The sequence below is a fragment of the Catellatospora sichuanensis genome (assembly GCF_007483665.1).
GTDB classification, from domain to species: Bacteria; Actinomycetota; Actinomycetes; order Mycobacteriales; family Micromonosporaceae; genus Catellatospora; species Catellatospora sichuanensis.
In genome coordinates, this window is the sequence record NZ_VIQO01000012.1 from 329,647 (window position 1) to 350,982 (window position 21,336).

Annotated in this window: 19 protein-coding genes; 9 read left to right on the plus strand and 10 right to left on the minus strand. The window is 71.7% G+C overall.

Features of this window, described 5'->3' with window-relative positions; translation table 11 throughout:
* Positions 1-2: 2 nt before the first annotated feature.
* Genes FLL47_RS24785 through FLL47_RS24805 form a run of 5 tightly spaced genes read right to left on the minus strand, consistent with a single transcriptional unit; the run spans position 3 to position 5,536 of the window.
* The gene (locus tag FLL47_RS24785) at positions 3-950 is read right to left on the minus strand and encodes an ABC transporter ATP-binding protein (protein WP_144122951.1); all 948 of its coding nucleotides are present in this window, start codon (positions 948-950) and stop codon (positions 3-5) included.
* Positions 947-1,924 carry an ABC transporter ATP-binding protein gene (locus FLL47_RS24790; protein ID WP_144122952.1) on the minus strand — a complete coding sequence of 326 codons (978 nt, stop codon included), beginning with the start codon at positions 1,922-1,924 and terminating at the stop codon, positions 947-949. Before FLL47_RS24790 ends, FLL47_RS24785 begins: the two co-directional genes overlap by 4 nt.
* 2 nt (positions 1,925-1,926) lie before the next feature.
* Positions 1,927-2,832: an ABC transporter permease gene (locus FLL47_RS24795; protein WP_144122953.1), complete on the minus strand. Its 906-nt coding sequence runs from the start codon at positions 2,830-2,832 to the stop codon at positions 1,927-1,929.
* Positions 2,829-3,920 (minus strand): ABC transporter permease, encoded by a 1,092-nt coding sequence (locus FLL47_RS24800; RefSeq protein WP_144122954.1) that lies wholly within the window; start codon positions 3,918-3,920, stop codon positions 2,829-2,831. The genes FLL47_RS24795 and FLL47_RS24800 overlap by 4 nt, the downstream gene beginning before the upstream one ends.
* Positions 3,917-5,536, minus strand: coding sequence for an ABC transporter substrate-binding protein (locus tag FLL47_RS24805; RefSeq protein WP_144122955.1), 1,620 nt, complete (start codon positions 5,534-5,536; stop codon positions 3,917-3,919). The genes FLL47_RS24800 and FLL47_RS24805 overlap by 4 nt, the downstream gene beginning before the upstream one ends.
* Before the next feature lie 301 nt (positions 5,537-5,837).
* Between FLL47_RS24805 and FLL47_RS24810 the strand changes: the two genes are divergently transcribed.
* From FLL47_RS24810 to FLL47_RS24845, 8 genes are all read left to right on the plus strand, one after another.
* The gene (locus tag FLL47_RS24810; RefSeq protein WP_144123018.1) at positions 5,838-6,374 is read left to right on the plus strand and encodes a cupin domain-containing protein; all 537 of its coding nucleotides are present in this window, start codon (positions 5,838-5,840) and stop codon (positions 6,372-6,374) included.
* A 71-nt stretch (positions 6,375-6,445) separates the two neighbouring features.
* The gene (locus FLL47_RS24815) at positions 6,446-7,363 is read left to right on the plus strand and encodes a dihydrodipicolinate synthase family protein (protein WP_144122956.1); all 918 of its coding nucleotides are present in this window, start codon (positions 6,446-6,448) and stop codon (positions 7,361-7,363) included.
* Positions 7,363-8,532: an NAD(P)/FAD-dependent oxidoreductase gene (locus FLL47_RS24820; RefSeq protein WP_144122957.1), complete on the plus strand. Its 1,170-nt coding sequence runs from the start codon at positions 7,363-7,365 to the stop codon at positions 8,530-8,532. Before FLL47_RS24815 ends, FLL47_RS24820 begins: the two co-directional genes overlap by 1 nt.
* Positions 8,533-8,567: 35 nt before the next feature.
* A complete protein-coding gene (locus tag FLL47_RS24825) occupies positions 8,568-8,870 on the plus strand; it encodes a (2Fe-2S)-binding protein (protein WP_222106184.1) in 303 nt (100 codons plus the stop codon).
* Positions 8,867-10,339, plus strand: a complete 1,473-nt coding sequence (locus FLL47_RS24830; protein ID WP_144122958.1) for an FAD/NAD(P)-dependent oxidoreductase — start codon at positions 8,867-8,869, stop codon at positions 10,337-10,339. Before FLL47_RS24825 ends, FLL47_RS24830 begins: the two co-directional genes overlap by 4 nt.
* Before the next feature lie 152 nt (positions 10,340-10,491).
* Positions 10,492-11,250 carry an MBL fold metallo-hydrolase gene (locus FLL47_RS24835; RefSeq protein WP_222106186.1) on the plus strand — a complete coding sequence of 253 codons (759 nt, stop codon included), beginning with the start codon at positions 10,492-10,494 and terminating at the stop codon, positions 11,248-11,250.
* Entirely contained in the window at positions 11,238-13,289 is a 2,052-nt protein-coding gene (locus tag FLL47_RS24840; RefSeq protein ID WP_144122959.1) for a phage holin family protein, read from the plus strand. The genes FLL47_RS24835 and FLL47_RS24840 overlap by 13 nt, the downstream gene beginning before the upstream one ends.
* A 62-nt stretch (positions 13,290-13,351) precedes the next feature.
* On the plus strand, positions 13,352-13,825 hold the full coding sequence (locus FLL47_RS24845; RefSeq protein WP_144122960.1) for a DUF5709 domain-containing protein: 474 nt from the start codon (positions 13,352-13,354) through the stop codon (positions 13,823-13,825).
* 49 nt (positions 13,826-13,874) lie between these two features.
* Here the strand turns inward: FLL47_RS24845 and FLL47_RS24850 are convergent, their stop codons facing one another.
* A complete protein-coding gene (locus FLL47_RS24850; protein WP_144122961.1) occupies positions 13,875-16,019 on the minus strand; it encodes an alpha/beta hydrolase in 2,145 nt (714 codons plus the stop codon).
* A 2-nt stretch (positions 16,020-16,021) separates the two neighbouring features.
* A complete protein-coding gene (gene mddA / locus FLL47_RS24855) occupies positions 16,022-16,774 on the minus strand; it encodes a methanethiol S-methyltransferase (protein ID WP_144122962.1) in 753 nt (250 codons plus the stop codon).
* 81 nt (positions 16,775-16,855) lie between these two features.
* Between mddA and FLL47_RS24860 the strand changes: the two genes are divergently transcribed.
* Positions 16,856-17,443, plus strand: a complete 588-nt coding sequence (locus FLL47_RS24860; RefSeq protein ID WP_144122963.1) for a TetR/AcrR family transcriptional regulator — start codon at positions 16,856-16,858, stop codon at positions 17,441-17,443.
* 20 nt (positions 17,444-17,463) lie between these two features.
* Here the strand turns inward: FLL47_RS24860 and FLL47_RS24865 are convergent, their stop codons facing one another.
* From FLL47_RS24865 to FLL47_RS24875, 3 genes are all read right to left on the minus strand, one after another.
* On the minus strand, positions 17,464-17,775 hold the full coding sequence (locus FLL47_RS24865) for a hypothetical protein (protein WP_144122964.1): 312 nt from the start codon (positions 17,773-17,775) through the stop codon (positions 17,464-17,466).
* Between the two features lie 156 nt (positions 17,776-17,931).
* Positions 17,932-19,356, minus strand: coding sequence for a rifampin monooxygenase (rox, locus tag FLL47_RS24870; protein WP_144122965.1), 1,425 nt, complete (start codon positions 19,354-19,356; stop codon positions 17,932-17,934).
* Positions 19,357-20,042: 686 nt separating this feature from the next.
* Positions 20,043-21,218: a glycoside hydrolase family 12 protein gene (locus FLL47_RS24875; RefSeq protein ID WP_186315894.1), complete on the minus strand. Its 1,176-nt coding sequence runs from the start codon at positions 21,216-21,218 to the stop codon at positions 20,043-20,045.
* Positions 21,219-21,336: the final 118 nt, after the last annotated feature.

The following is a 21,336-nucleotide window of genomic DNA, read 5'->3' on the forward strand; positions in this document are numbered from 1 at the left end:
CCTTACTGGTGTACGGGCTGCGGAACGTTGAGCCAGCAGGCGACGCTGCCGGCGCCGATCTGCACGGTGGGGGGCGCTTCGGCGCAGCGGTCGAACGCGTGCGGGCAGCGCGGCGCGAAGCGGCACCCGGCCGGCGCGTTCGCCGGGTCGGGCACCTCACCGGCCAACGTCGTGGGCAGGGTCGGGGTCGCGCTGATGCGCGGCACCGCGTCGATCAGGGCACGGGTGTACGGATGGCGCGGCTCGGCCCACAGCTGCCGGGTCGGCGCCGTCTCGACGATCTTGCCGAGGTACATGACCGCGGTGACGTCGGCGATCTCGTGCACCAGGGCCAGGTCGTGGGAGATGAACAGCATGCCCATCTCCAGCTCCCGGACCAGTCCCACCAGCAGGTTCACCACCTGCGCCTGCGAGGAGGCGTCCAGCGCGGTGACCGGCTCGTCCGCGATGATCACACGGGGCTGCGGGGCCAGCGCCCTGGCGATGGCCAGCCGCTGGCGCTGCCCGCCGGAGAACTGGTGCGGGTAGCGGGTGGCGGCACTGGCCGGCATCCCGACCCGTTCCAGCAGCTCGGGGATCCGGTTGCGGCGGGCCGCGCCGGTGACGTCGGCGGGCACGCCGTCGAGCAGCTGCTCGCCGACAGCGCGGCGCGGGTTCAGGGAGGCGTACGGGTTCTGGAACACCATCTGCAGGCCGATCTGGTCGGCTGCGCGCCGCCGCCAGCCCAGCGGGGTGACCGGCCGTCCGGCGTAGCGGACCTCGCCCGCGCTGGGCGGGGTGAGCCCGGCGGCGACCCGGGCCAGCGACGACTTGCCGCACCCGGACTCGCCGACCAGGCCGACGATCTGGCCGGGCGCGACCGACAGGTCGACGCCGACGACGGCGCGGACCGCGTCCCGGCCGCGGGGTTTGTGTTCGACGTGCACGCCGTCGATCTCCAGGAGTGTCACGCGGCTGCCTCCAGCTCGGGTCGGATCACGCAGGCGGTCTCCCGGGCGGGGCCCGCCTGGAGCAGCGGCGGCACGGCGGTGCGGCAGTCGTCGCGCACGTGCGTGCAGCGAGGGCTGAACGCGCAGCCGGGCGGCAGCTCGCCGGGGGCGGGCGGGCCGCCGGGGATCGGGGTGAGCGTGGCGGTGGACTGCCCGCCGTGCGGGCGCGCGCCGAGCAGCGCGGCCGTGTACGGGTGCCGCGGCTCGGTGAGCAGCGCGCCGGTCGGTCCGTTCTCGACGACACGACCGGCGTAGAACACGTAGCTGCGGGCGGTCAGCGCGCTGAGCACGCCCAGGTCGTGGGTGATGAACGCGACGGCCAGTCCCGTCTCGCGGCGCAGCCGGTCGAGCAGGCCCAGGATGCCCGCCTGCACGGTGACGTCCAGGGCGGTGGTCGGTTCGTCGGCGATGAGCAACCGCGGCTGCGCGGCCAGGGCGCTGGCGATGGCGACGCGCTGGCGCATGCCTCCGGAGAACTGGTGCGGGTAGGCGTCCAGGGCCCGTTCCGGGTCGGGCAGGCGGACCTGGTCGAGCAGGTCGATCGCGCGGCGCTTGGCGGCTTTGCGATCGACGCCCAGATGCACCCGCATGTGCTCGGTGAGCTGCCGACCGACGGTGAGCATGGGGTGCAGCGCGGCGCTGGGGTCCTGGAACACCATGGCGATGCCCGCGCCGCGTACCCGCTGCCAGCCCTTGCGGTCCAGGTTCAGCAGCTCGGTGCCGTCGAAACGGGCCGAGCCGGTGACCGTCGCGCCGGGTGGCAGCAGGCCGAGCACGGTCTGCGCGGTGATGCTCTTGCCGCAGCCGCTCTCCCCGGCGATGCCGACGAGTTCTCCTTCGCCGACGGTCAGCGAGACGTCGTGCAGGATCGGCAGGGGTCCGCGGGGTCCGGGCAGGGCCACGGCGAGGCGGTCGATGTCGAGGAGTGCGCCCATCGTCAGCGTCCGTTCATGTAGCGGGGGTCGAGGCGGTCGCGCAGCGCGTCGCCGAGCACGTTGAAGGCCAGCACCACGGTGAGGATGGCCAGGCCGGGGAAGACGCTGACCCACCACATCGACAGGTCCTGCGCGCCGAGGGCGACCATCGAGCCCCACTCGGCGGCCGGTGGGCGCGGCCCGAGGCCGAGGAACGACAGCGCGGCCAGCAGCAGTACGGCGTTGCCGAGTTCCAGGGTGGCCAGCACGATGGCCGGGCCGACGCTGTTGGGCAGCACGTCGCGGCGCAGCGTCCGGATCGGGCCGACGCCCAGCAGGCGGGAGGCGTTGAGGTAGTCCTCGCCGCGGATGGTGAGCACGGCGCTGCGGATGACCCGGGCGTACACCGGCCAGGACACGATGACCAGGGCGAGGATGGCGTTGCCGGTGCTCGGGCCGAAGGCCGCGGTGACCGCCATCGCGAGGATGATCTGCGGGAACGCGAACACCAGGTCGGTCAGGCGCATGACGGCCTCGTCGAGCAGCCGCCCGACGTACCCGGCGACCAGGCCGAGCAGCCCGCCGAGCAGCAGGGCCAGGGCGACGATGGCCAGCGCGAGCGGGATCGACAGGCGCGCGCCGTGCACGACCCGGCTGAACACGTCGCGGCCTAGGGAGTCGGTGCCGAACCAGTGCGCGCCGGTGGGCGGCTGGTAGGTGTCGATGCTCTGCGCGATCGGGTCGTAGGGGGCGATCAGCGGCGCAGCCAGCGCGATCAGCAGCCAGGCGGCGAGGATCGACAGGGCGACGACGGTGACGGGCTGGCGCCAGATGGGGCGGCCGGTGTCCGCGCCGCGCAGCCGTCGCAGCCACGAGCGGCGGCGCAGCGACTTGGCGGCCTTCGGGTCGGCGTGGGCGAGTGTCGTCATGAGATCCGGATCCTGGGGTCGATGAGTCCGTACAGCAGGTCGACGGTGAGGTTGACCAGCGTGTAGACCAGGGCCACGAACAGGCTGGCGCCGAGGATCGCGGGCAGGTCCAGCGCGCTGGCGCTGCGGTAGGCGTACTGGCCCAGGCCCGGCCAGCCGAAGATGTTCTCGACCAGCACGGTGCCCGACAGCAGCGACGCGAACGCCAGGCCGGAGACGGTGATCACGGGCACGAGACCGGCGCGCAGCAGGTGCCGGCGCAGCACGAGGCCGGTGGGCAGGCCCTTGGCGTACGCGGCCTTGATGTAGTCCTGGCCGAGCACTTCGAGCATGGACGAGCGCACGAAGCGGACCAGGATCGCCACGGTGAGGCAGGTCAGCACGAGGATCGGCAGCAGCAGGTGCTGGGCGGCGTCCCAGGCCAGTTCCCACTGCCCGGCGAGCATCGCGTCGACCGTGTACATGCCGGTGACGGTGTCCGGCGGGGTGAAGCCCGGGGACAGCCGCCCGCCGCTGGGGGCCAGGCCGAACCGGTAGAAGAACAGGTAGAGCACGACCAGCGACAGCCAGAACGGCGGGGTGGACAGGCCGAGCAGCGCGCCGACGCGGATGAGCTGGTCGGTGAGGCGGCCGTTGCGGACCGCGGCGAGCATGCCGATACCGGTGCCGAGCAGCAGGGCCAGCAGCATGGTGGGGATGGCCAGTTCCATGGTGGCGGGCACGTACTGCAGCAGGTCCTCGGCGACGGCGCGGCCGGTCTGCTGGGAGGTGCCGAGGTCGCCGTGCAGCAGGTTGCCGAGGTAGTGCAGGTACTGCACGTACACCGGCTGGTCCAGGCCCCACTTGGCCTGGAACGCCGCGACCGCGGCCGGGTCGTTGAGCGCCTGGTCGGACAGGTTCGCGGTGACCGGGTCGCCGGGCACGACCTGGACCAGGCCGAACGTCAGGACGGTGACGCCCAGCAGCAGTCCGATGGTGATGACCAGCCGTTTGGCGACGTACGCCAGCACCGGGCGGCGGCGGCGCGGGCGGGGCCCGGGGGCGGCCGTGACGGCCGCTCCCGGGGTGCCCTGCGTGACCGTGGTCATCGCGCTTCCGTCTTGCTGCCGATCGCGGCGATGTCGATCTGCCAGCCGGCGGGGGTGTACTCGACCCCGGTGAGGTTGGCGGTGGCGACGTTCATGCCGGAGTTGTTGGCGATGACGATGTAGGGCGAGTGCGCGTTCATCTCGCGCTGCCAGTCCTTCATCGCCTCGGCCCGGGCGGCCGGGTCGAGGGTCGCCACGACCTTGTCACCGGCGGTGATGACGCTCGGGGCGGCCCGCTCCACGGTCCATCCGGCGCGCAGCGCGCTGCCCGCACCGGGGGCCATGTTGTTGATCAGCGAGTCGGCGACCGGGTAGTTCAGGCTCTGCGGGGTGAAGCCCATCGGCATCTTGCCGCTGCGCATCTGGTCGAGGAACGTGGTCAGCGGCTGGGGGTTGAGTTCCAGCTTGATGCCGGCCTCGGCCGCGTCGCCCTGCACCTTGGTCGCGACCGTGCCGAGGTCGACGCCCCGGTAGGTGATCGTCGGGTAGCTGAACTTGACCGTCGGGTCGGTGACGCCGGACTCGGCCAGCAGCGCCTTCGCCTGGACGACGTCGCGCTTGCTCTCCTCACCGGCGGGCAGCGTGCCGGGGAACGCCGGTGCGACCAGGCCCGCGCCGGGGCCTGCGCCCTTGCCGAACAGCTGGGCGACACCCTGGTAGTCGATCGCGGAGCGCAGCGCCTGGCGGAACTTCGCGTTCGAGGTCAGCGGCGACACGGCCGGGTCGGCGTTGAGGATGAGGTAGTACACGGTGTCCTGGATGCCGGAGGTCTGCACCGTGTCCGGCAGGCCGTCGAGCAGCTTGCCGGAGATGTCCAGCGACACCTCCGCGCCGGAGGCCCGCGACATGGTCAGCTTCTGGGTCTGCACGTCCATGTTGCGCAGCACGACCCGGTTGAACTGCGGCTTGGTGCCCCAGTAGTTCGGGTTGGCCTCGAGCACGACCTGGGAGTTCGGGTCGTAGGACTTCAGCACGTACGGTCCGCTGCCGGCCGAGGTCTTGTCGAGGAACTGCTGGGCGGTGTCGGCCGAGGCGGCGTCGGCGGCGTCGGTGGCCCCGTTGGCCTTGGCGACCTTGGCGTTGACCACGCCGGTGGCCGACATGGCCAGCACGACGGGCACGTTCGGGTTGGGCTTGGCCGAGGTGACCACGACGGTGCGGTCGTCGGACTTGGCCGCGGTCAGGTCCGAGACCATGACGGCGGGGCTGGCCTTGACGTTCTTGAGCCGGTTGAGCGAGAAGACGACGTCGTCGGCGGTCAGCGGCGTGCCGTCGGAGAACTTCACGCCCTGGCGCAGCTTGAACGTGAACGTCTTGGCGTCGGCCGAGGCCTCGTAGGACTCGGCCAGCCGCGGCACGAGCTTGCCGACGTCCGAGCCTTCGAAGGTCAGCAGGGTGTCGTAGAGGGCGTGGGTGGTGGTGACGCCGGTGGCCTCGTACACCCGGCCCGGGTCCAGGGTCTTCAGGACGAACGAGGTGTTGATGGTGAGGGTGTCCGTCGTGCCCGTGCCGCCGCTGGCGCCGCTTCCGGCGGTGCATGCGGCGGTGGCGGAGGCGGCGGTGAGGGCCACGAGCGCGAGCGCTGCGGCGCGGAGTCGGCGGGTGTTCGCCGGCATGCGGTTCCTACCTTCCTTGGGGCCGGTCCTCGGGAGCTGGGAGAGGAGGCTCTCCCGGGGACCGGCAGTACCGGGTGCCGGCCTGCGGCCGGCGGCACGCCTGGGGTGTGCGGACCCGGCCGGCTTTACCCGGCATGGGTGGCACGTGTTTGATGTGGACGGACACGAGTCGGTCCGGCGATGTATCGAAAGGGCAGGTGGTGGAGTGAGACTCGCCACCCGCTCTGTTTGACCACGCTAAACTAGCTCGTGTAGTTTAGTCAAACAAGTTCAGCGATACTTATCTGAGATGGAGGCGCCAATGCTCGGTGACCGGCTCCGCGAGCTGCGTACGCAGCACGGGTACACGCTGCGCCAGTTGGCCACCGCGGCGGACGTCTCGTCAGCGCTGCTAAGCCAGATTGAAAACGGCGCGACCGACCCCAGCCTGTCGACCCTGCGCAAACTGGCCCGCGTCTTCGACACCTCGATCGCCATGCTGTTCAGTGAGCCTGATGCCCCCGCGGTGTACGTCAGCCGCCCCGGCTCCCGCAGCCGCCTGGCCGCCCCACCCGGGCAGATCTCCTACGACCGGCTCACCCCCGGCCGCGGCGACCTCGAAGTGCTCCAGGCCGACCTCGCCCCCGGCGACGCCAGCTCCGCCCAGCCCTGGGCACACCCCTCCACCGAATGCGCCATCGTGCTCGCCGGCACCGTCACCGCCGAGATCGCCGGTACCACCTACGAGCTGGCCACCGGCGAATCGGTCACGTTCGACTCCCGCATGCCGCACCGCTACCTCAACACCAGCACCGAACCCGCCCGCCTGGTCATCGCGGTCACCCCGCCGACCCCCTGACCCGACCGCACCACCACGCAGCCCGCGCACCCCCGCGGGCCGCTGCACCCTGCGCCAAGGAAGGCCCGAGCATGAACCGCGACAGCGTCGACTGGCACGGCTACATCCCCGCCGTCACCACCCCGTTCACCACCACCGGCGAACTCGACCTCGACGCCTGGACGGCACAGCTCGACTGGTTCGCCGCCCAGCGGCTGCACGGCATCATCGTCGCGGGCACCACCGGCGAGTGGTTCAGCCTCACTGAACAGGAACGCGCCGAGCTGTTCAGCACCGCCGCGAAACACGTCGGCGACCGCATGACCGTGCTCGGCGGCTGCAACGCCTACACTCCCGCCGAAGCGATCCGCCACGCCGAAGCCGCCAAGCGCGCCGGCCTGCACGGCATCCTGCTCACCCCGCCGCCGTACGTGGTACCCAACCGTGACGAGACCCTCGCCTTCTACCGCCAGGTCTCCGACGCCGTGGACATCCCGCTGTGCGTCTACAACTGGCCCCGCGGCACCGGCGTCGACCTCGACACCGCCCTGCTCACCGAACTCGCCGCGCTCGACACCGTCGTCGCGGTCAAGAACTCCACCCCCGACTTCGGCGGCTTCGTCCGCGGCCTGTTCGCGCTGCGCCGCCAGGTCCGCTACTTCGGCATCCCCACCGACGACATCGGTATCGGCCTGCTGACCAACATCGGCGGCGACGGCCTGATGGGCGCGGGCGCCGTGCTCGGCGCCGACCACTCCGACTTCTTCCGCGCCGTCGCCGACGGCGACCTGTTCCGCGCCCGCCGCCTCGGCGCCCGCGACCGGGTGCTCATGAACAGCTGGTTCAACGCCGACTACGGCGCCAAGTTCGCCAGCGCCCAGGCCATCCTCAAGTACGCGCTGACCCTGCGCGGCGTCCCGGCCGGCCACGTCCGCGCGCCACTGCTGCCGCTCACCGAAGACCAGCAGGGCCGCGTCCGCGCCACGCTCACGGAGCTCGGCCTGCTCTGATGGCCCACTACGACACGGCGGTCATCGGCGGGGGCCTGCTCGGCTGCGCCATCGCCTGGCACCTCGCCCGCGCCGGCACCCGCGTCCTGATCGTCGAAAAGGACCAGGTCAACCGGCACGCGTCCGGCCAGAACGCGGGCAGCCTGCACTTCCAGCTCGAATTCCGCATGGTCGAACACGGCGACGACGCAGCCCGCCTCGCCGCCCGCGCCCTGCCCCTGCACCTGGACGCGCAACGCACCTGGGCCGGCCTCGAAGCCGCACTCGGCGCACCCTGCGGCGTCGCGCTCCGCGGCGGGCTGATGCTCGCCGAGACCCCCGCCGAGGTCGCCGCCCTCGACCGCAAGGCCGCCCTGGAACGCGAGTACGGCCTCGACGTCCAGGTCCTCGGCGGCCCGCAGCTGCGCGAGCTCGCGCCCTACCTCGCCGACACCGTCCGGGCCGCCGGTCACCTGCCCGGCGAGGGCAAGGCCAACCCGAGGCTGGTCACCCCGGCGTTCGCGCACGCCGCCCTGCGCCACGGCGCCGAGCTGCGCACCGGCCACCGCGTCACCGCGCTGCACCGCGACGGCGGCCGGTGGCGGTTGAGCACCGGCGACGGCCGCTCCGACACCGCCGACACGGTCGTGCTGGCCGCCGGGGTGTGGACCGCCGAACTCGCCGCGATGGCCGACGTACGGCTGCCGGTGTTCCCGGTCGGCCTGACCATGAGCGCCACCGCCCGCACCGCCCCGCTGCTGCCCCACCTGATCCAGCACGTGGGACGCAGGCTGTCGATGAAGCAGACCGCCGAAGGCAACGTGCTGCTCGGCGGCGGCTGGCCCGCGAAACTGGTAACCCGCCACGGCCGCACCGACCTCGACCGCAACCCCGAACTCCGCTACGAGTCACTGACCGGCAACGCCGACGCGGCCCGGGTCGTGCCCGCGGTCATGCGCCTGCCGATCATCCGCTCCTGGTCCGGCATGACCACCCTCACCCCCGACCAGCTCCCGCTGCTCGGCCCGGTCCCCCGGCGACCCGGGCTGCACGTGGCCACCGGCGGCTCCGCGTTCACGCTCGGGCCGACCTACGCCCGGCTGCTCGCCTCGACGCTGCTCGGCGACCGGCCCGACCTGCCGCTGGACGACTACTCCCCCGCCCGGTTCGGCGCGCTGAACTTCGTCTGACGCGGCCGTCCACACCCTGCCTGGAGCGCTGAACCTTGTCCGACACCGCCACCCCTGCCCGGCCCACCCGCACCGGCCTGCACCGTCCCGACCCGACGACGATCATGGTCGATGGCGAGCCGGTCACCGCCCACCCCGGCGAGTCGCTGGCCACCGCACTGCTGGCCGCCGGCCGCCGCACCACCGGTGAAACCACGTCGGGCGCGGGCAAGGCCCCGTACTGCAACATGGGCGTCTGCTTCGAATGCGTCGTCACCGTGGACGGCCAGCCCTTCCAGCGCTCCTGCCTGATCCGGGTCCGCCCCGGCCTGATCGTGCAGACCGGCCCCGCCCGATGAGCAACCCAACCGACGTCGTCGTGGTCGGTGCGGGCCCGGCCGGGCTCGCCGCCGCCGCGACCCTGGGCCGCCACGGTGCCCGCGTGACCGTGGTCGACGAGCAGCAACGCCCCGGCGGGCAGATCTACCGGCAGCCACCGACCGGCCACACCCGCACCGGCCGCCGCACCGAGGCGGGCCGGGCGCTGCTGGCCGAGGCCGCCGCCGCGCCGCACCTGGACTGGCTGCCCGACACCGTCGCCTGGGGCGTGTTCGGCACCCGCGCCGGGCTCGACGACTACGCCGGACCCGCGCCCGCACCCGGCCGCCTCCGCCTCGGCGTGCACACCCCCGACGGCGGGCGCACACTCGAACCGGCCGCCCTCGTGCTGACCGCCGGCGCCTACGACCTGCCCGTGCCGTTTCCCGGCTGGACCCTGCCCGGCGTGCTCACCGCCGGTGGCGTGCAGACCTTCCTCAAAGCACAGGGGCTGCTGCCCGGACGCCGCTTCGTGCTCGCCGGCGGCCACCCGCTGCTGCTCGTCGTCGCCGCCCAGCTCGTCGCCGCCGGTGCCCACGTCGTCGAGGTCGCGTTCAGCCAGCACCTGCGGACCCTGCTCCCCGGCCCGCGTGACCTGGCAGCCGCCGTCGGCAACGCCGCCAAACTCGCCGAAGGCGCGGCCGCGCTACGTCACCTGCGGCGCGCCCGGGTGCCGGTCCGCTTCGGCACGGTGATCCGCGCCGCCCACGGCGACCCCGAACTCGACGGCGTCGTGCTGTCCCGCGTCGACGCGGCGGGCCTGCCCGTGCCCGGCACCGAACGCACCGTCGCCTGCGACGTGCTCGCGCTCGGCTACGGCTTCGTCCCGTCGACCGAGCTGGCCCGGCAGGCCGGGTGCGCCGTCGCCTGGCGACCCGCCGAAGGCGGCTGGATCGTCGACCACGACGACTGGATGCGCACCTCCGTACCCGGCATCAGCGTGGCAGGCGAGCTCACCGGCGTCGCGGGCGCCGAGCAGGCCGAGGTCGAGGGCCGCCTCGCCGCGTACGGCACGCTGCAGACCCTCGGCCTGCTCGACGCCGACCGCGCGGCGGCCCTGGCCCGGCCGGTGCGGCGGATCCTCGCCCGCCGGCGCCGCTTCGCCGCGGCCGTCCTGAGCCGGTTCGCCCCCGACCCGGCAGCGCTGAACGCGCTGGTCACCGACGACACCGTGCTGTGCCGGTGCGAGGAGGTGACGGCCGGCGACATCCGCCGCGCCCTGTGCGACCACCCCCACCTGGGCACCGCCAACGCGGTGAAGCTGCTCACCCGCGCCGGCATGGGCCTCTGCCAGGGCAGATCCTGCCAGCCCGCGGTATGCCGGCTCATCGCCGAGCAGACCGGCCGCTCGCCCGAGCAGATCGGCGCGTTCACCGCGCAGCCACCGGTCAAACCGGTGCCGCTGGCATCCTTGGCAGCCGCCGCACGACAGCACGACGACCAGGGCTGAGATCGGCTCGGCCGGTGGCACACCCGGCTCCGGCGCGCGGTTCAGGAAGCCGGGCGCTGCACTGAGGACGGCAATGCCGGCTTTTCGGCCCGGCACACCGGGGACGGTGCGACATTCGAGGGGCACCCCGTCACCGGCCGAAAGGACTCCACGTGACGTCTTCACTGGTGTTCCTGGGCCACTCGACGGTTTTGCTCGACCTCGCCGGCATCAGGGTGCTCACCGATCCGGTGCTGCGCAGGCGCCTGACGTTCCTGCACCGGGTCGTCGCACCGGTGGCACCCCGCGATCACGCCGACATCGACGTCGTCGTCCTCTCCCACCTGCACCACGATCACTGCGACCTGCGCTCGCTCGCCCTGCTCGGCCGCGGCGTGCGCGTCGTCGCGCCCGACGGCGCCCACCGTTTCCTCCGGCGGCGGGGATTCGAGCGGATCGTCACGCTGAAGGCCGGCGAGTCCCACACGATCGGCGCGGTGACGATCACCGCGACCCCGGCGGTGCACGACGGCAGGCGCGAACCCTTCGGGCCCCGGGCCGACGCGGTCGGCTACCTCATCGCCTCCGGGCAGACCGCCGTCTACTTCGCCGGCGACACCGACCTGTTCCCCGGGATGCGTGAGCTGTGCCCCGACCTCGACCTCGCCCTGATCCCGGTATGGGGATGGGGACCCAACCTCGGGCCCGGACACCTCGACCCGCAACGCGCCGCCGAAGCCGTCGCCCTGCTGCGCCCACGCCGCGCCGTGCCCGTCCACTGGGGCACGCTTTTCCCGTACGGGCTGAAGCGCTTCTACCCCGACCGGCTCCGCGAACCCGCCCGCGCCTTCGCCGCCGCCGTCGCAGCCCGCGAGCTGCCGACCGAAGTGCGGGTGCTGGCCCCGGGCAGCGGGCTGACATGGCAGCCCTGAACTCCTGGCGCCCTTGGGCGCGCCTGCGCACGGCGATCCCGGTCCTGCTGCTCGACTGGGCCGCGCTGAGCATCGCGATCGCCGTCACGCCGGGCCTGTCCGCGAGCACCGGGTGGGACGTCCTGCTGGCCGCGGTGCTGCTCGCGATCGCCGCTGCGGTGCTGCGGCCGCTGCTCGCCGCGTTCGCCGCCCGGCTCGGCTGGGCCGGTGTCGTGCTGGGATGGTTGACGATCCAGGCGGTCCTCGTCTACCTGGCCCTGTCCCTCGCCCCGCACATCCAGGTGAGCGGCTTCTGGCCGGCGTTCTGGGCGTCGTGGATCTACGCCGTCCTGGTCAGCACCGGGATGTGGGTGGTCACCGCGGGCGACGACTCGGCGGTGCTGGCCCACCTGCTGCGGACCACGCGGAAGACCCGCCGCGAAGCCCGCACCACCGCGGTCCCCGGCGTCGTGATGATCCAGATCGACGGGTTGTCGGCGCCACTGGCGCGCTGGGCGATCCAGGCGGGCAACCTGCCGACGCTGACCCGGTGGATCCGGTCCGGCAGCCACGACCTGGTCGAATGGCACGCCCAGCTGCCCGCCACGACACCGGCGAGCCAGGCCGGCCTGCTGCACGGGGCCAGCGCACACGTGCCCGCCTTCCGCTGGCTGGAGAAGGAGACCGGCCGCCTCGTCGTCACCAACCACCCCAAGGACGCCGAGTACGTCGAACAGGGCTTCTCCGACGGCCGGGGCCTGCTCGCCGACGGCGGGGTGAGCCTGTCCAACGTGTTCTCCGGCGACGCGCCGGTCAGCATGCTGACCATGAGCACCGCGGCGCGCAAGGGCGCCCGGCGCGGCCCGACCCGGGAGGTCAGCGCCTATCTCGTCGACCCGTTCGGGCTGACCCGCTCGCTGGTGCTGACCGCAGGCGAGATGGTCAAGGAGGTGTTCCAGGCCAGGCGGCAGCGGGCCCGCGACATCGAACCCCGGGTGCATCGTGCCGCGTCCTACGTGGCGCTGCGCGGCGTGACCAACGTGCTGCTGCGCGACCTCAACCTCAACCTCGCGGCCGAGCACATGATGCGGGGCGCGCCGGCGATCTACTGCGACTTCGTCGACTACGACGAGATCGCCCACCATGCGGGGCCGACCCGGGCCGAGTCACTGGCCTCGTTGGACGGCATCGACTGGGTGCTGGGCACGCTGGAGAAGCTCGCGGCGAGCACCCCGCGCCCGTACCGCATCGTCGTCCTTTCCGATCACGGGCAGAGCCAGGGCGCGACGTTCCTCCAGCGGTACGGGATGACGTTGGAGGCCCTGGTCCGGCGGCTGATGGCGGGAGACGGCCCGGAGGTGGCCACCGCACCGGACAACGAGCAGTGGGGCCGGGTCCGTGCCCTGCTCACCGAGGTCAGCGGCGAGCAGAAGGTCGTCGGCAAGCTGACCGACAGCGTGCTGCGGGCGCAGGAAGAGCCGCCCGCTCCCGGGCCGCCTCAGGGTGCGGACCTCGTCGTCGTCGCGTCCGGCAACCTGGGCATGGTGTATCTCGCCCGGGAACGCCGACGGCTGACCCTGGAGGAGATCGAGTCCCGACACCCGAACCTGCTGACCGGCCTGGTCACCCACCCGGGCGTCGGGTTCGCGATGGTCAGGTCGAGTGCCCGCGGACCGGTCGTCCTCGGCCGCGACGGGGTGCACCGCCTCGCCGACGGGCGGGTCGACGGCTCGGATCCGCTGGCCGCGTTCGGCCCGCACGCCGCCGACGACCTCCGGCGCCACGACATGCTGCCGCACGTCGGCGACATCGTGCTGAACAGTCTGCTGGACCCTTCGACCGGCGAGGTGGCCGCATTCGAGGAGCTGGTCGGCTGCCACGGCGGGCTGGGCGGATGGCAGACCCGGCCGGTCCTGATCCACCCGGCCGCCTGGGCCGCATCGACGTCCTTCATCGGCGCGGACGCGGTGCACCGGCAGCTGGTGCGCTGGCTGGAGGACCTCGGCCTGCGGTCGCAGCGGCCTGCTGTTGCGGATCCGGCTGGCCGGGAGGAGGGTTGATCGGACCGCTTGAGCGTTATGCTGGCATTTGACCGGCCGCACCGGAGGGAGCCGGAGGAGCGATGAGTCAGGACAGCGAGCAGGGCGACAGGATCGACGGCGTCGGCGAGTGGGACGCGGTCGAGGACGATGGCGTGCTCGACGCCTCCGACACTCTCGACGGCGATCCGGTCACCGATCCCCTCGACACGGGCGTGGCACCGGCGGACCGCTGGTCCGGAGCCAACCGCTTCGGCACGACACCGGCCGAGGCGCTGGCGGGCGAGTCCCTGGAGCAGCACCTGGCCGAGGAGGAGCCGGACATCGATCCGTACGCCGAGGTGGCCGACGACGAGGACGAGCTCATCCGGCGGGGCTACGAGCGCGAGCCGCGCGCCGGCCGGCTCGTCGCCGACGACCAGGGCTTCGGCGAGGACGAGCAGGCCGAGTCGATCGCGTGGGACGTTGGCATCGACGGCGGCGGCGCCAGCGCCGAGGAGGCCGCGATGCACGTGGTGGACGATCCCGACGGTCCGGGCGAGGGCCCGCTGGACTGAGGCCGGCCCGCCGACCGCGCCTGGCGTGCGGTCGAACGTGCCGTCCCCGTCACAGCAGTTCTGCCAGCATCCGGGCAGCGCGCGCGGCGCCGTCGCGCTCCACCGGCCGGTAGGCGACCTCGCGCCCGATCTCGTCCGCGATGGCCTTGGCGAGGACTTCCGGCGTCAGATTCGCGTAGTCGAGGCGACGTCCGGCTCCATAACGCTCAAGCCGGTGCGCTACATGGAAGTTCTGCTCGAAATGGTGCCGCAGCGGAATGTAGATGAACGGGCGGCCCGCCGCGGTCAGTTCCATGCACGTGGTCAGACCGCCCTGGACCACCGCCAGGTCGCTCGCGGCCAGATGCCGGTGGAGATCCGGCACGAAAGCGCGCACCTCGAGGCCTTCGACCGGCTTGACCGACGACGGGTCGATGCGCGGACCCGTGACGACGAGCATCCGCAGCCCCGGCACGAGCCTGGCGGCCTCGCCGTAGGACTCCACGACCCGGCGCAGCAGGTGGTGGCCGACCCCGGAGCCGCCCACCGTCACCACGCAGACCCGCTCGCCGGGCCGGTAGCCGAGTTCGGCGCGCAACGCCTCCCGGTCGGCGACCGTGCCGGGATCGAATCCGGTCACGTATCCGGCGAAGTCGTAGTGCTCGCGGGTCCACTCCCGGATCATCGGCAGGTCCGGGCCGAACCGCTCGTCCACGACGTCGTCGGGGTTGCCGACGAAGATCGCCCGGTCCCTGATCCGCGGGTAGCGGGCGATGTGCTCGATCATCTCGGCGTTGTAGTCGGCCGTGACCAGCGCCTCGCGTGGCCCGCCGTCGGGCATCGGCAGGAATCCCACGAAGTCGGTGAACCACGCGTACGCGAACCGTTTGAGTTCCGGGTTCTCGTGCAGGAAATGGTCGACGTCCCAGGCCTCGTCGCCGACGACGAGGTCGTAATCGGTCTCCCGCACGACGTCGTGGAACACCATGAAGTTCGCCAGCAGCACCTCGTCCATGCGCCGCAGCGCCTCGAAGCAGTGCAGGTCGTGCTCGCCCGCCTCGCCTTCGATGTGCGCGGACTCGTTGGCCAGCCACCGGCTGGCCGGGTGCAGCCGCTCCCCGGCCTGTTCGAGCACCTGCGTCACCGGATGCTGTGCCAGCCAGTCGATCTGCACGTCGGGATGGCGCAGCCGCAGCTCCGCGGCGATGGCCGCGTCGCGGCGGGCATGGCCCAGGCCGATCGGCGAGCACAGGTAGAGCACCCGCTGGCGCCGGTGCCCGAACCGCGACCAGGTCCGCCGCTGCGAGGCGGGCGTGCGGAACCGCTGGGCGAAATCGTGGATGAGCAGGTTCACCTTCACCGGATCCCGGGCGAGCGGGAGGTGGCCGGCGCCTTCGAGGGTCACCAGGTCGCCGCCGGTCAGCTCGGCGAGGACCCGGCTGCGGTGGATGGAACTGATCCGGTCGTCGTCGCCGTGGATCAGCAGGACCGGGCTCTCGATACGCTCGCACCACCCGGTGAGGGTCTGGTTGTCCGGCCACGGGGCGTGGCTCTTGGCGACCAGCACCTCCGGCGTGGTCTGCCGGCCCCAGCCGACGCCGTCCTCGATCTGCTTGGTGGAGTGCGGCTCGCTGAAGCACTGACCCATGAAGAACCACAGGAAGTCGTCGTGGTTCTCCTTCCAGTACTCGCGGTTGTACTTCAGCCAGTGCTCCGGCGGATCGGTGCCGAGCACCGGCACCTGTGACGGCTCGAGCGCGGGAGCGGGGCCGTCGACGCGGTTGTAGGTGGCTCGGGCCGAGTCCGGGCTGGGAATCGGCACGGTCGGGCCGATCAGGATCGTGCCGTGGACCCGGTCCGGATGATCGGCCGCGATCCCCAGCGCCCAGTTCGCGGCCATGGACAGCGCCACCGGGACGGCACGGGCCGTCCCGGTGGCGTCAAGGACCTTCAGCGCGTACTGCACCTGAGCATCCTGCGCGTAGGCGGCCGGGTCGAGGGGGCGGTCGGAGCGGCCGTTGCCGGGGCCGTCGTAGACCACCACGCGGTGGTGCCGGGCCAGGTAGGGCACCTGCGCCTTCCAGAACCGCTTGTTGATGACGGTCCAGGTCGGCATGAGCAGGATGGTCACCTCCCCAGCGCCGTACACCTCGTAGTGGATGCGCACTCCGCGATGTTCGACGAACCCCTCGACGTCGGCTTCCCGAGCCCGCATCCTCAGGCCTCCACCCGCTCGGACACCGCACGAGTCCGGGGGATGAACCGGGGCACCTGCCGGGCGTACTCCTCGTAGGGCTCGCCCAGGCTCTTGCGCAGGTCGTGTTCCTCGAACCGTACGGCGATTAGGATGTATCCGGTGGCGGCGGCGGCGAAGAGCAGGTGCCCGACGGTCATGTCGGGCGTGGCCCAGAAGGCGATGATGAAACCGACCATGATCGGGTGGCGGACGATGCGGTAGAGCATCGGCTGCCGGAACCCCGGCTCGGCGTAGGTCGCCTCCCGGGCACGGGCGAGCACCTGCCGCAGCCCGAACAGGTCGAAGTGCCCGATCAGGAACGTGCTCAGCACGAGCACCCCCCAGCCCAGTCCGCAGACCGTCCACAGCAGGACGCGCAGCCACGGTGCCTCGACCGACCAGACGTCGGCGGTCAGCGGCCGCCACTGCCACAGCAGCAGCCCGACGGCGAGGCTGGACAGGAGCACGAACGTGCTGCGTTCGATGGCGGCGGGCACGAAACGGGTCCACCACCGTTTGAACCACGGCCGGGCCATCACGCTGTGCTGCACCGCGAAGACGCCGAGCAGGCCCGCGTCGACGGCTACGGCGAGCCACGCCGGTCCGGTCACGCCGTCGTCCACGCCCTTGGGCACCACCGCGTTGGCCAGAAAGCCGATCGTGTAGACGATCGCCGCGAGAAACGAGGCGTAGGCGAGCACGCCGTAGCCGAGTGCCAGAATCCGCCGGGTCATGGCTCCTCCTCCTCGTTCGGTCGACCGACCGAATCTGCGGTACGTTAACATTCGGTCGACCGACCGAACAAGGGATATCGATTGACCAGCGCATCAACGAAGATCATGGACTCGGCCCGGTCATGCCTGCTGTCGGAGGGATACGCCAACCTGTCCACCCGCAAGGTCGCCGACCAGGCGGGCGTCTCGCTCAGCCAGATCCACTACCACTTCGGCGGCAAGCAGGGCATGGTCCTCGCGCTGCTCGACCACGAGAACGCGCGGCTGGTCGACCGGCAGCGCCAGATGTACGCCGCGTCCGAGCCGCTGTGGAAGCGCTACGAACAGGCGTGCGACTTCCTCGACGACGACCTGGCCTCCGGCTACGTACGCGTGCTGCAGGAGATGATCGCCGCGGGCTGGTCCGACGCCATGGTGGCGCAGCGGGTGCTCACCATGCTGCAGAGCTGGATGAACCTGCTCGAAGAGGTCGCCCGCGAAGCCGAGACCCGGATCGGCTCACTCGGCCCCTTCACCGCCGCCGAACTCGCGGTCCTGGTGGGCACATCGTTCCTGGGCGGCGAGGCGATGATCCTGCTGGGCGACGACGGCTGGACCGAGCGGGTCCGGACGTCACTGCGCCGCGTCGGCGACCTCATCCGCACCTGGGAGACCCAGCCGGCCACGTGACGTCGGACGGCCGGCGGCCGTCATGGGATGTCCATCGGCGACAGCGGTGGCTCTGTGGCGTGGCCGGTCCAGAACATGTGCCAGAGCGTCCGGGGCAGCTTGCGCCATCCCGCGGCCTTGATGGCCGTCTTCGCCGCGACCCCCGCGAGCGCAAGGCCGACGAAGCCCACGAGCCACTGCACGGTCCAGATCCACAGACGGGTGTCCTCCGCGGCGTGCCCGCTCAGGCCCGACGTCCAGATGACGACCTGGGCGATCGGCAACCAGGAGACGACGATCAGCCCGACCCCGGCACGCAGCCGCAGGACGGCCCGATTCACTCCTTTCAGCACCTCCTGATGGTAATCGCCATGATGGGGGTCGCCACGCACGCGAACACGGCGATGCACGACCCGCAGGGCTGGGGGCCCGGCACCGTCGAAGGCGGTGACCGGACCGGTGCGGCACCGCACCGGCCCGGTCACACCCCTATGACCAGTGCTGCGTACTCAGGCGACGGCAGCGCCGAACCAGCGAGGCAGCTCGCCGGTCAGGTCCCGCTGATCGTCACCGACCCACGCCACGTGCCCGTCCGGCCGCAGGAGCAGCGCAGGCACGTCCAGCTCCTCGCTGACGTCGACGACGTGGTCGACCCGATCCGCCCACCCCGCGACCGACAGCCGTCCGGTCTGGTCGAGCAGCAGACCGCGGCCGTCGTGCATCAACCCGTAGAGACGTCCCCGCTTCAGCTCGACGTCGCGCATCCGCCGGCCGAGCAGCTCGTGCCCGTCGCCGAAGTCGTAACGCACCCCGATCGCGGTGATCTTCTCGATCAGGTGCCGGTTGACCTGCTCGAAGTCCATCAACTCCGAGACCAGCCGGCGTACCGCCCGCGCACCCGGCTCGGTCGACATGAGCTCCATCTGCGCACGGGTGTTGTTCAGCACGTCATCCGCCACCGGGTGCCGTTCGCTGTGGTAGCTGTCCAACAGCCCTTCCGGCGCCCAGCCGTCCAGCTCGGCGGCCAGTTTCCAGCCGAGGTTGAACGCGTCCTGGATACCCAGGTTGAGGCCCTGTCCACCGGTCGGCGGATGGATGTGCGCCGCGTCCCCCGCCAGCAGCACACGCCCGACGTGGTAGCGCTCGGCCTGCCGGGTGGCGTCACCGAAACGCGACAGCCAGCGCGGCGAATGCACGCCGAAGTCCGTACCGGCGAACCTCCGCAGCTGCTGCTTGAACTCCTCCAGGGTCGGCGGCGTCGAGCGGTCTTCGGCCACCCCCTCGGCGGGCACCACCACGCGGTACACCCCCTCCCCGAAGGGGCCGAGGCCGAACCGCTTCTGCGTCTTGCGGACCTCGGCCACCACGGCGGCGACCTCCTCCGCCGGCACCCCCACCGCCATCTCGCCCAGCAGTGTCTCGTTCCTGGACGGCTCGCCGGGAAAACCGACACCGAGCAGCTTGCGCACCGTACTGCGGCCCCCGTCGCAACCGACGAGGTAACGCGAGCGCAGCTGCGTACCGTCGGCCAGCTCGACGCTCACCCCGAGGTCGTCCTGGCTCAACCCGACCAGCTCGCAACCGCGCCGGACCTCCGCGCCGAGCTCGGCGGCGCGCTCGGCCAGCAGGCGATCGCTGACGGGCTGCGGGATGCCGAGCACGTAGCCGTGCGCGGTGTCCAGGCTGGGCGTGGGCTTGTCGATGCCGGCGAAGAAGCCACCGAGCGGGTACTGCTTGCCGTTGGCGAGGAACCGCTCCAGCAGACCGCGCTGGTCCATCACCTCGATACTGCGCACGTGCAGACCGAGCGCGCGGACGAATACGGCCGGCTCCGCCTCCTTCTCCAGCACGAGCACCTGCACGCCGTGCAGCCGCAGCTCACAGGCCAGCATCAGACCGGTCGGCCCGGCACCGGCGACGATCACGTCGATCATGAACCCCCACTTTCCACAACGTCCGCACTTCCACCAGGTGCTCCGCATGGTCCGGCGGCGCACATTCGTGGAGCACACGTGCTCCGCGAATCCCTGATTTACGCAGGTTCTGGCTTCAGCCGGACATTCTGCGGCACAACCCCGGTCTTGCCACAAGACCCCCAGTGCGATATAAGTTAGAAGTGGCAGGGAGCCAGTGCTCTCCTGCCTTTGTTTTTTGCGGTGCGCCTGTGCGCCACGTTCTGCCCGCTGGTGGCGTCCGCCCGGGGCACTGCGAACGTATATAGCCACCGTTCAGGGCCTCGCGATACGCCTCTCCGATCACGTCCTCGGCGAAGATGTCAATGCTCGGCGTCCTGGCCCGGATGTTCATCCCTCACGCCACGGCGGCGCCCGCTGGTGGTAGAGACACGGTCTGTGGTCTGCGACCGGATCTCGGTCACCAAAGGGTTGAAATGACGACGATGGCTAAGCCTGGGACGACGGTCACCAGCGACTCACCGCACGACAGAACGCTGCTGCACGCTGCTGCTGGCGGCGGCGGGCGCACCGTTGGGCACGCTCGCGTTCCTCGGCGACGAATTGCCGGACGCGATGTAGCCGACAGCACCGCCGTGTTCCCCAGATCGCGGTGTCCGCTCGGCGAACCGGGCGGACACCGCGTCACGCGGACGGCCTGCCGGTCGTCAGCTCCACGCGATGGAGAAGCTGTTGTCCGTGAACGCGGACGAGCCGTTGGTCCCGCTGATCTCGAAGCCGAACTGGGCCTCCCCGACGGTCACGTCACCCCACCAGCCCTGAGTCCGCAGCCAGTTCAGGATCGCGCGGATGTCGATCGTGCCGGAGTTCGTGTTGCTGGTACGCAGGAACGAGAACACCGCGTTGGCGCCGTTGGAGCCCCGGTAGATGTTCCAGGTGTGCCCGCCCAGGCTGACGTTGCGGAACGCCGGCACGGCGCCGTTGGCGTCGTACTGCTCGGCGATCGGGCCGACCGCGCCGCTCCAGTTCAGCCACAGCATCACCTCGTAGGCCCAGTTGTTGGCCCAGATGTCGTACGTCGTGGAGTAGTCGCCGCTGCCGGGCACGCTCACGTTGAAGGAGCTGGTCATCGAGGATATCGAGCTGACGGTGCGGTTGACCGAGCCCCTGACGGTGTGCGGGTAGGACTTCACGCCCGACGTCCTCGGGTGGTTGGCGATCACACCCCAGCTGGTGCCGGAGCGGGCCCAGACCGTCTGCGAGCCTGCACCGGAACCCCAGATGTTGTTGTAGACGGTGTAACCGTTGTTGGTCCAGGTGTCCCACTGGCCTGAGGCGCTCCACACCGCGTCCGACGGCACGCCCGGTGTGCCGCTGCTGGGCGACGGCGTCACCGAACGCGACGGCGACGGGGTGACCGAGCGTGACGGTGACGGCGTGACCGACCGGGTCGGGCTGGGCGAGCCGGAGACACCGCCGGTGCACGCGACACCGTTGAGGGTGAAGCTCGTCGGCACGGGGTTGCTGCCCGTCCACGAGCCGTTGAAGCCGAACGACGTGCTCGCGCCGGTGCCGAGCGAGCCGTTGTAGTCGACGTTGCGGGCGGTGACCTGCGAGCCGCTCTGGGTCAGCGCGGTGCTCCAGTACTGGGTCACCTGCTGGCCGCCCGAGTAGGACCAGACGAGGGTCCAGCCGTTGATCGGGTCGCCGAGGTTGGTGACGTTGACGGAGGCGCCGAAGCCGCCCGGCCACTGGTTGCTGACGGTGTAGACGACGCGGCAGCCGGTGGCCGCGTACGAGGGAAGTGCCGTGAGCACGCCGGTGCCGACGGCGGCCAGGACGGCCGCCGTGACTGCCGCGGCGGCGGAGGTGCGTCTGCGCATGACTGGTGACCCTTCTTGAGTCGGTCGCCGGGGTGTCCGACCGGTCGACGCGCTGGCACTGCGTGCGGCCTTGGCCCGGACCGGTGCGACCTGGCGGGATTCACCGGGGCGACGCATT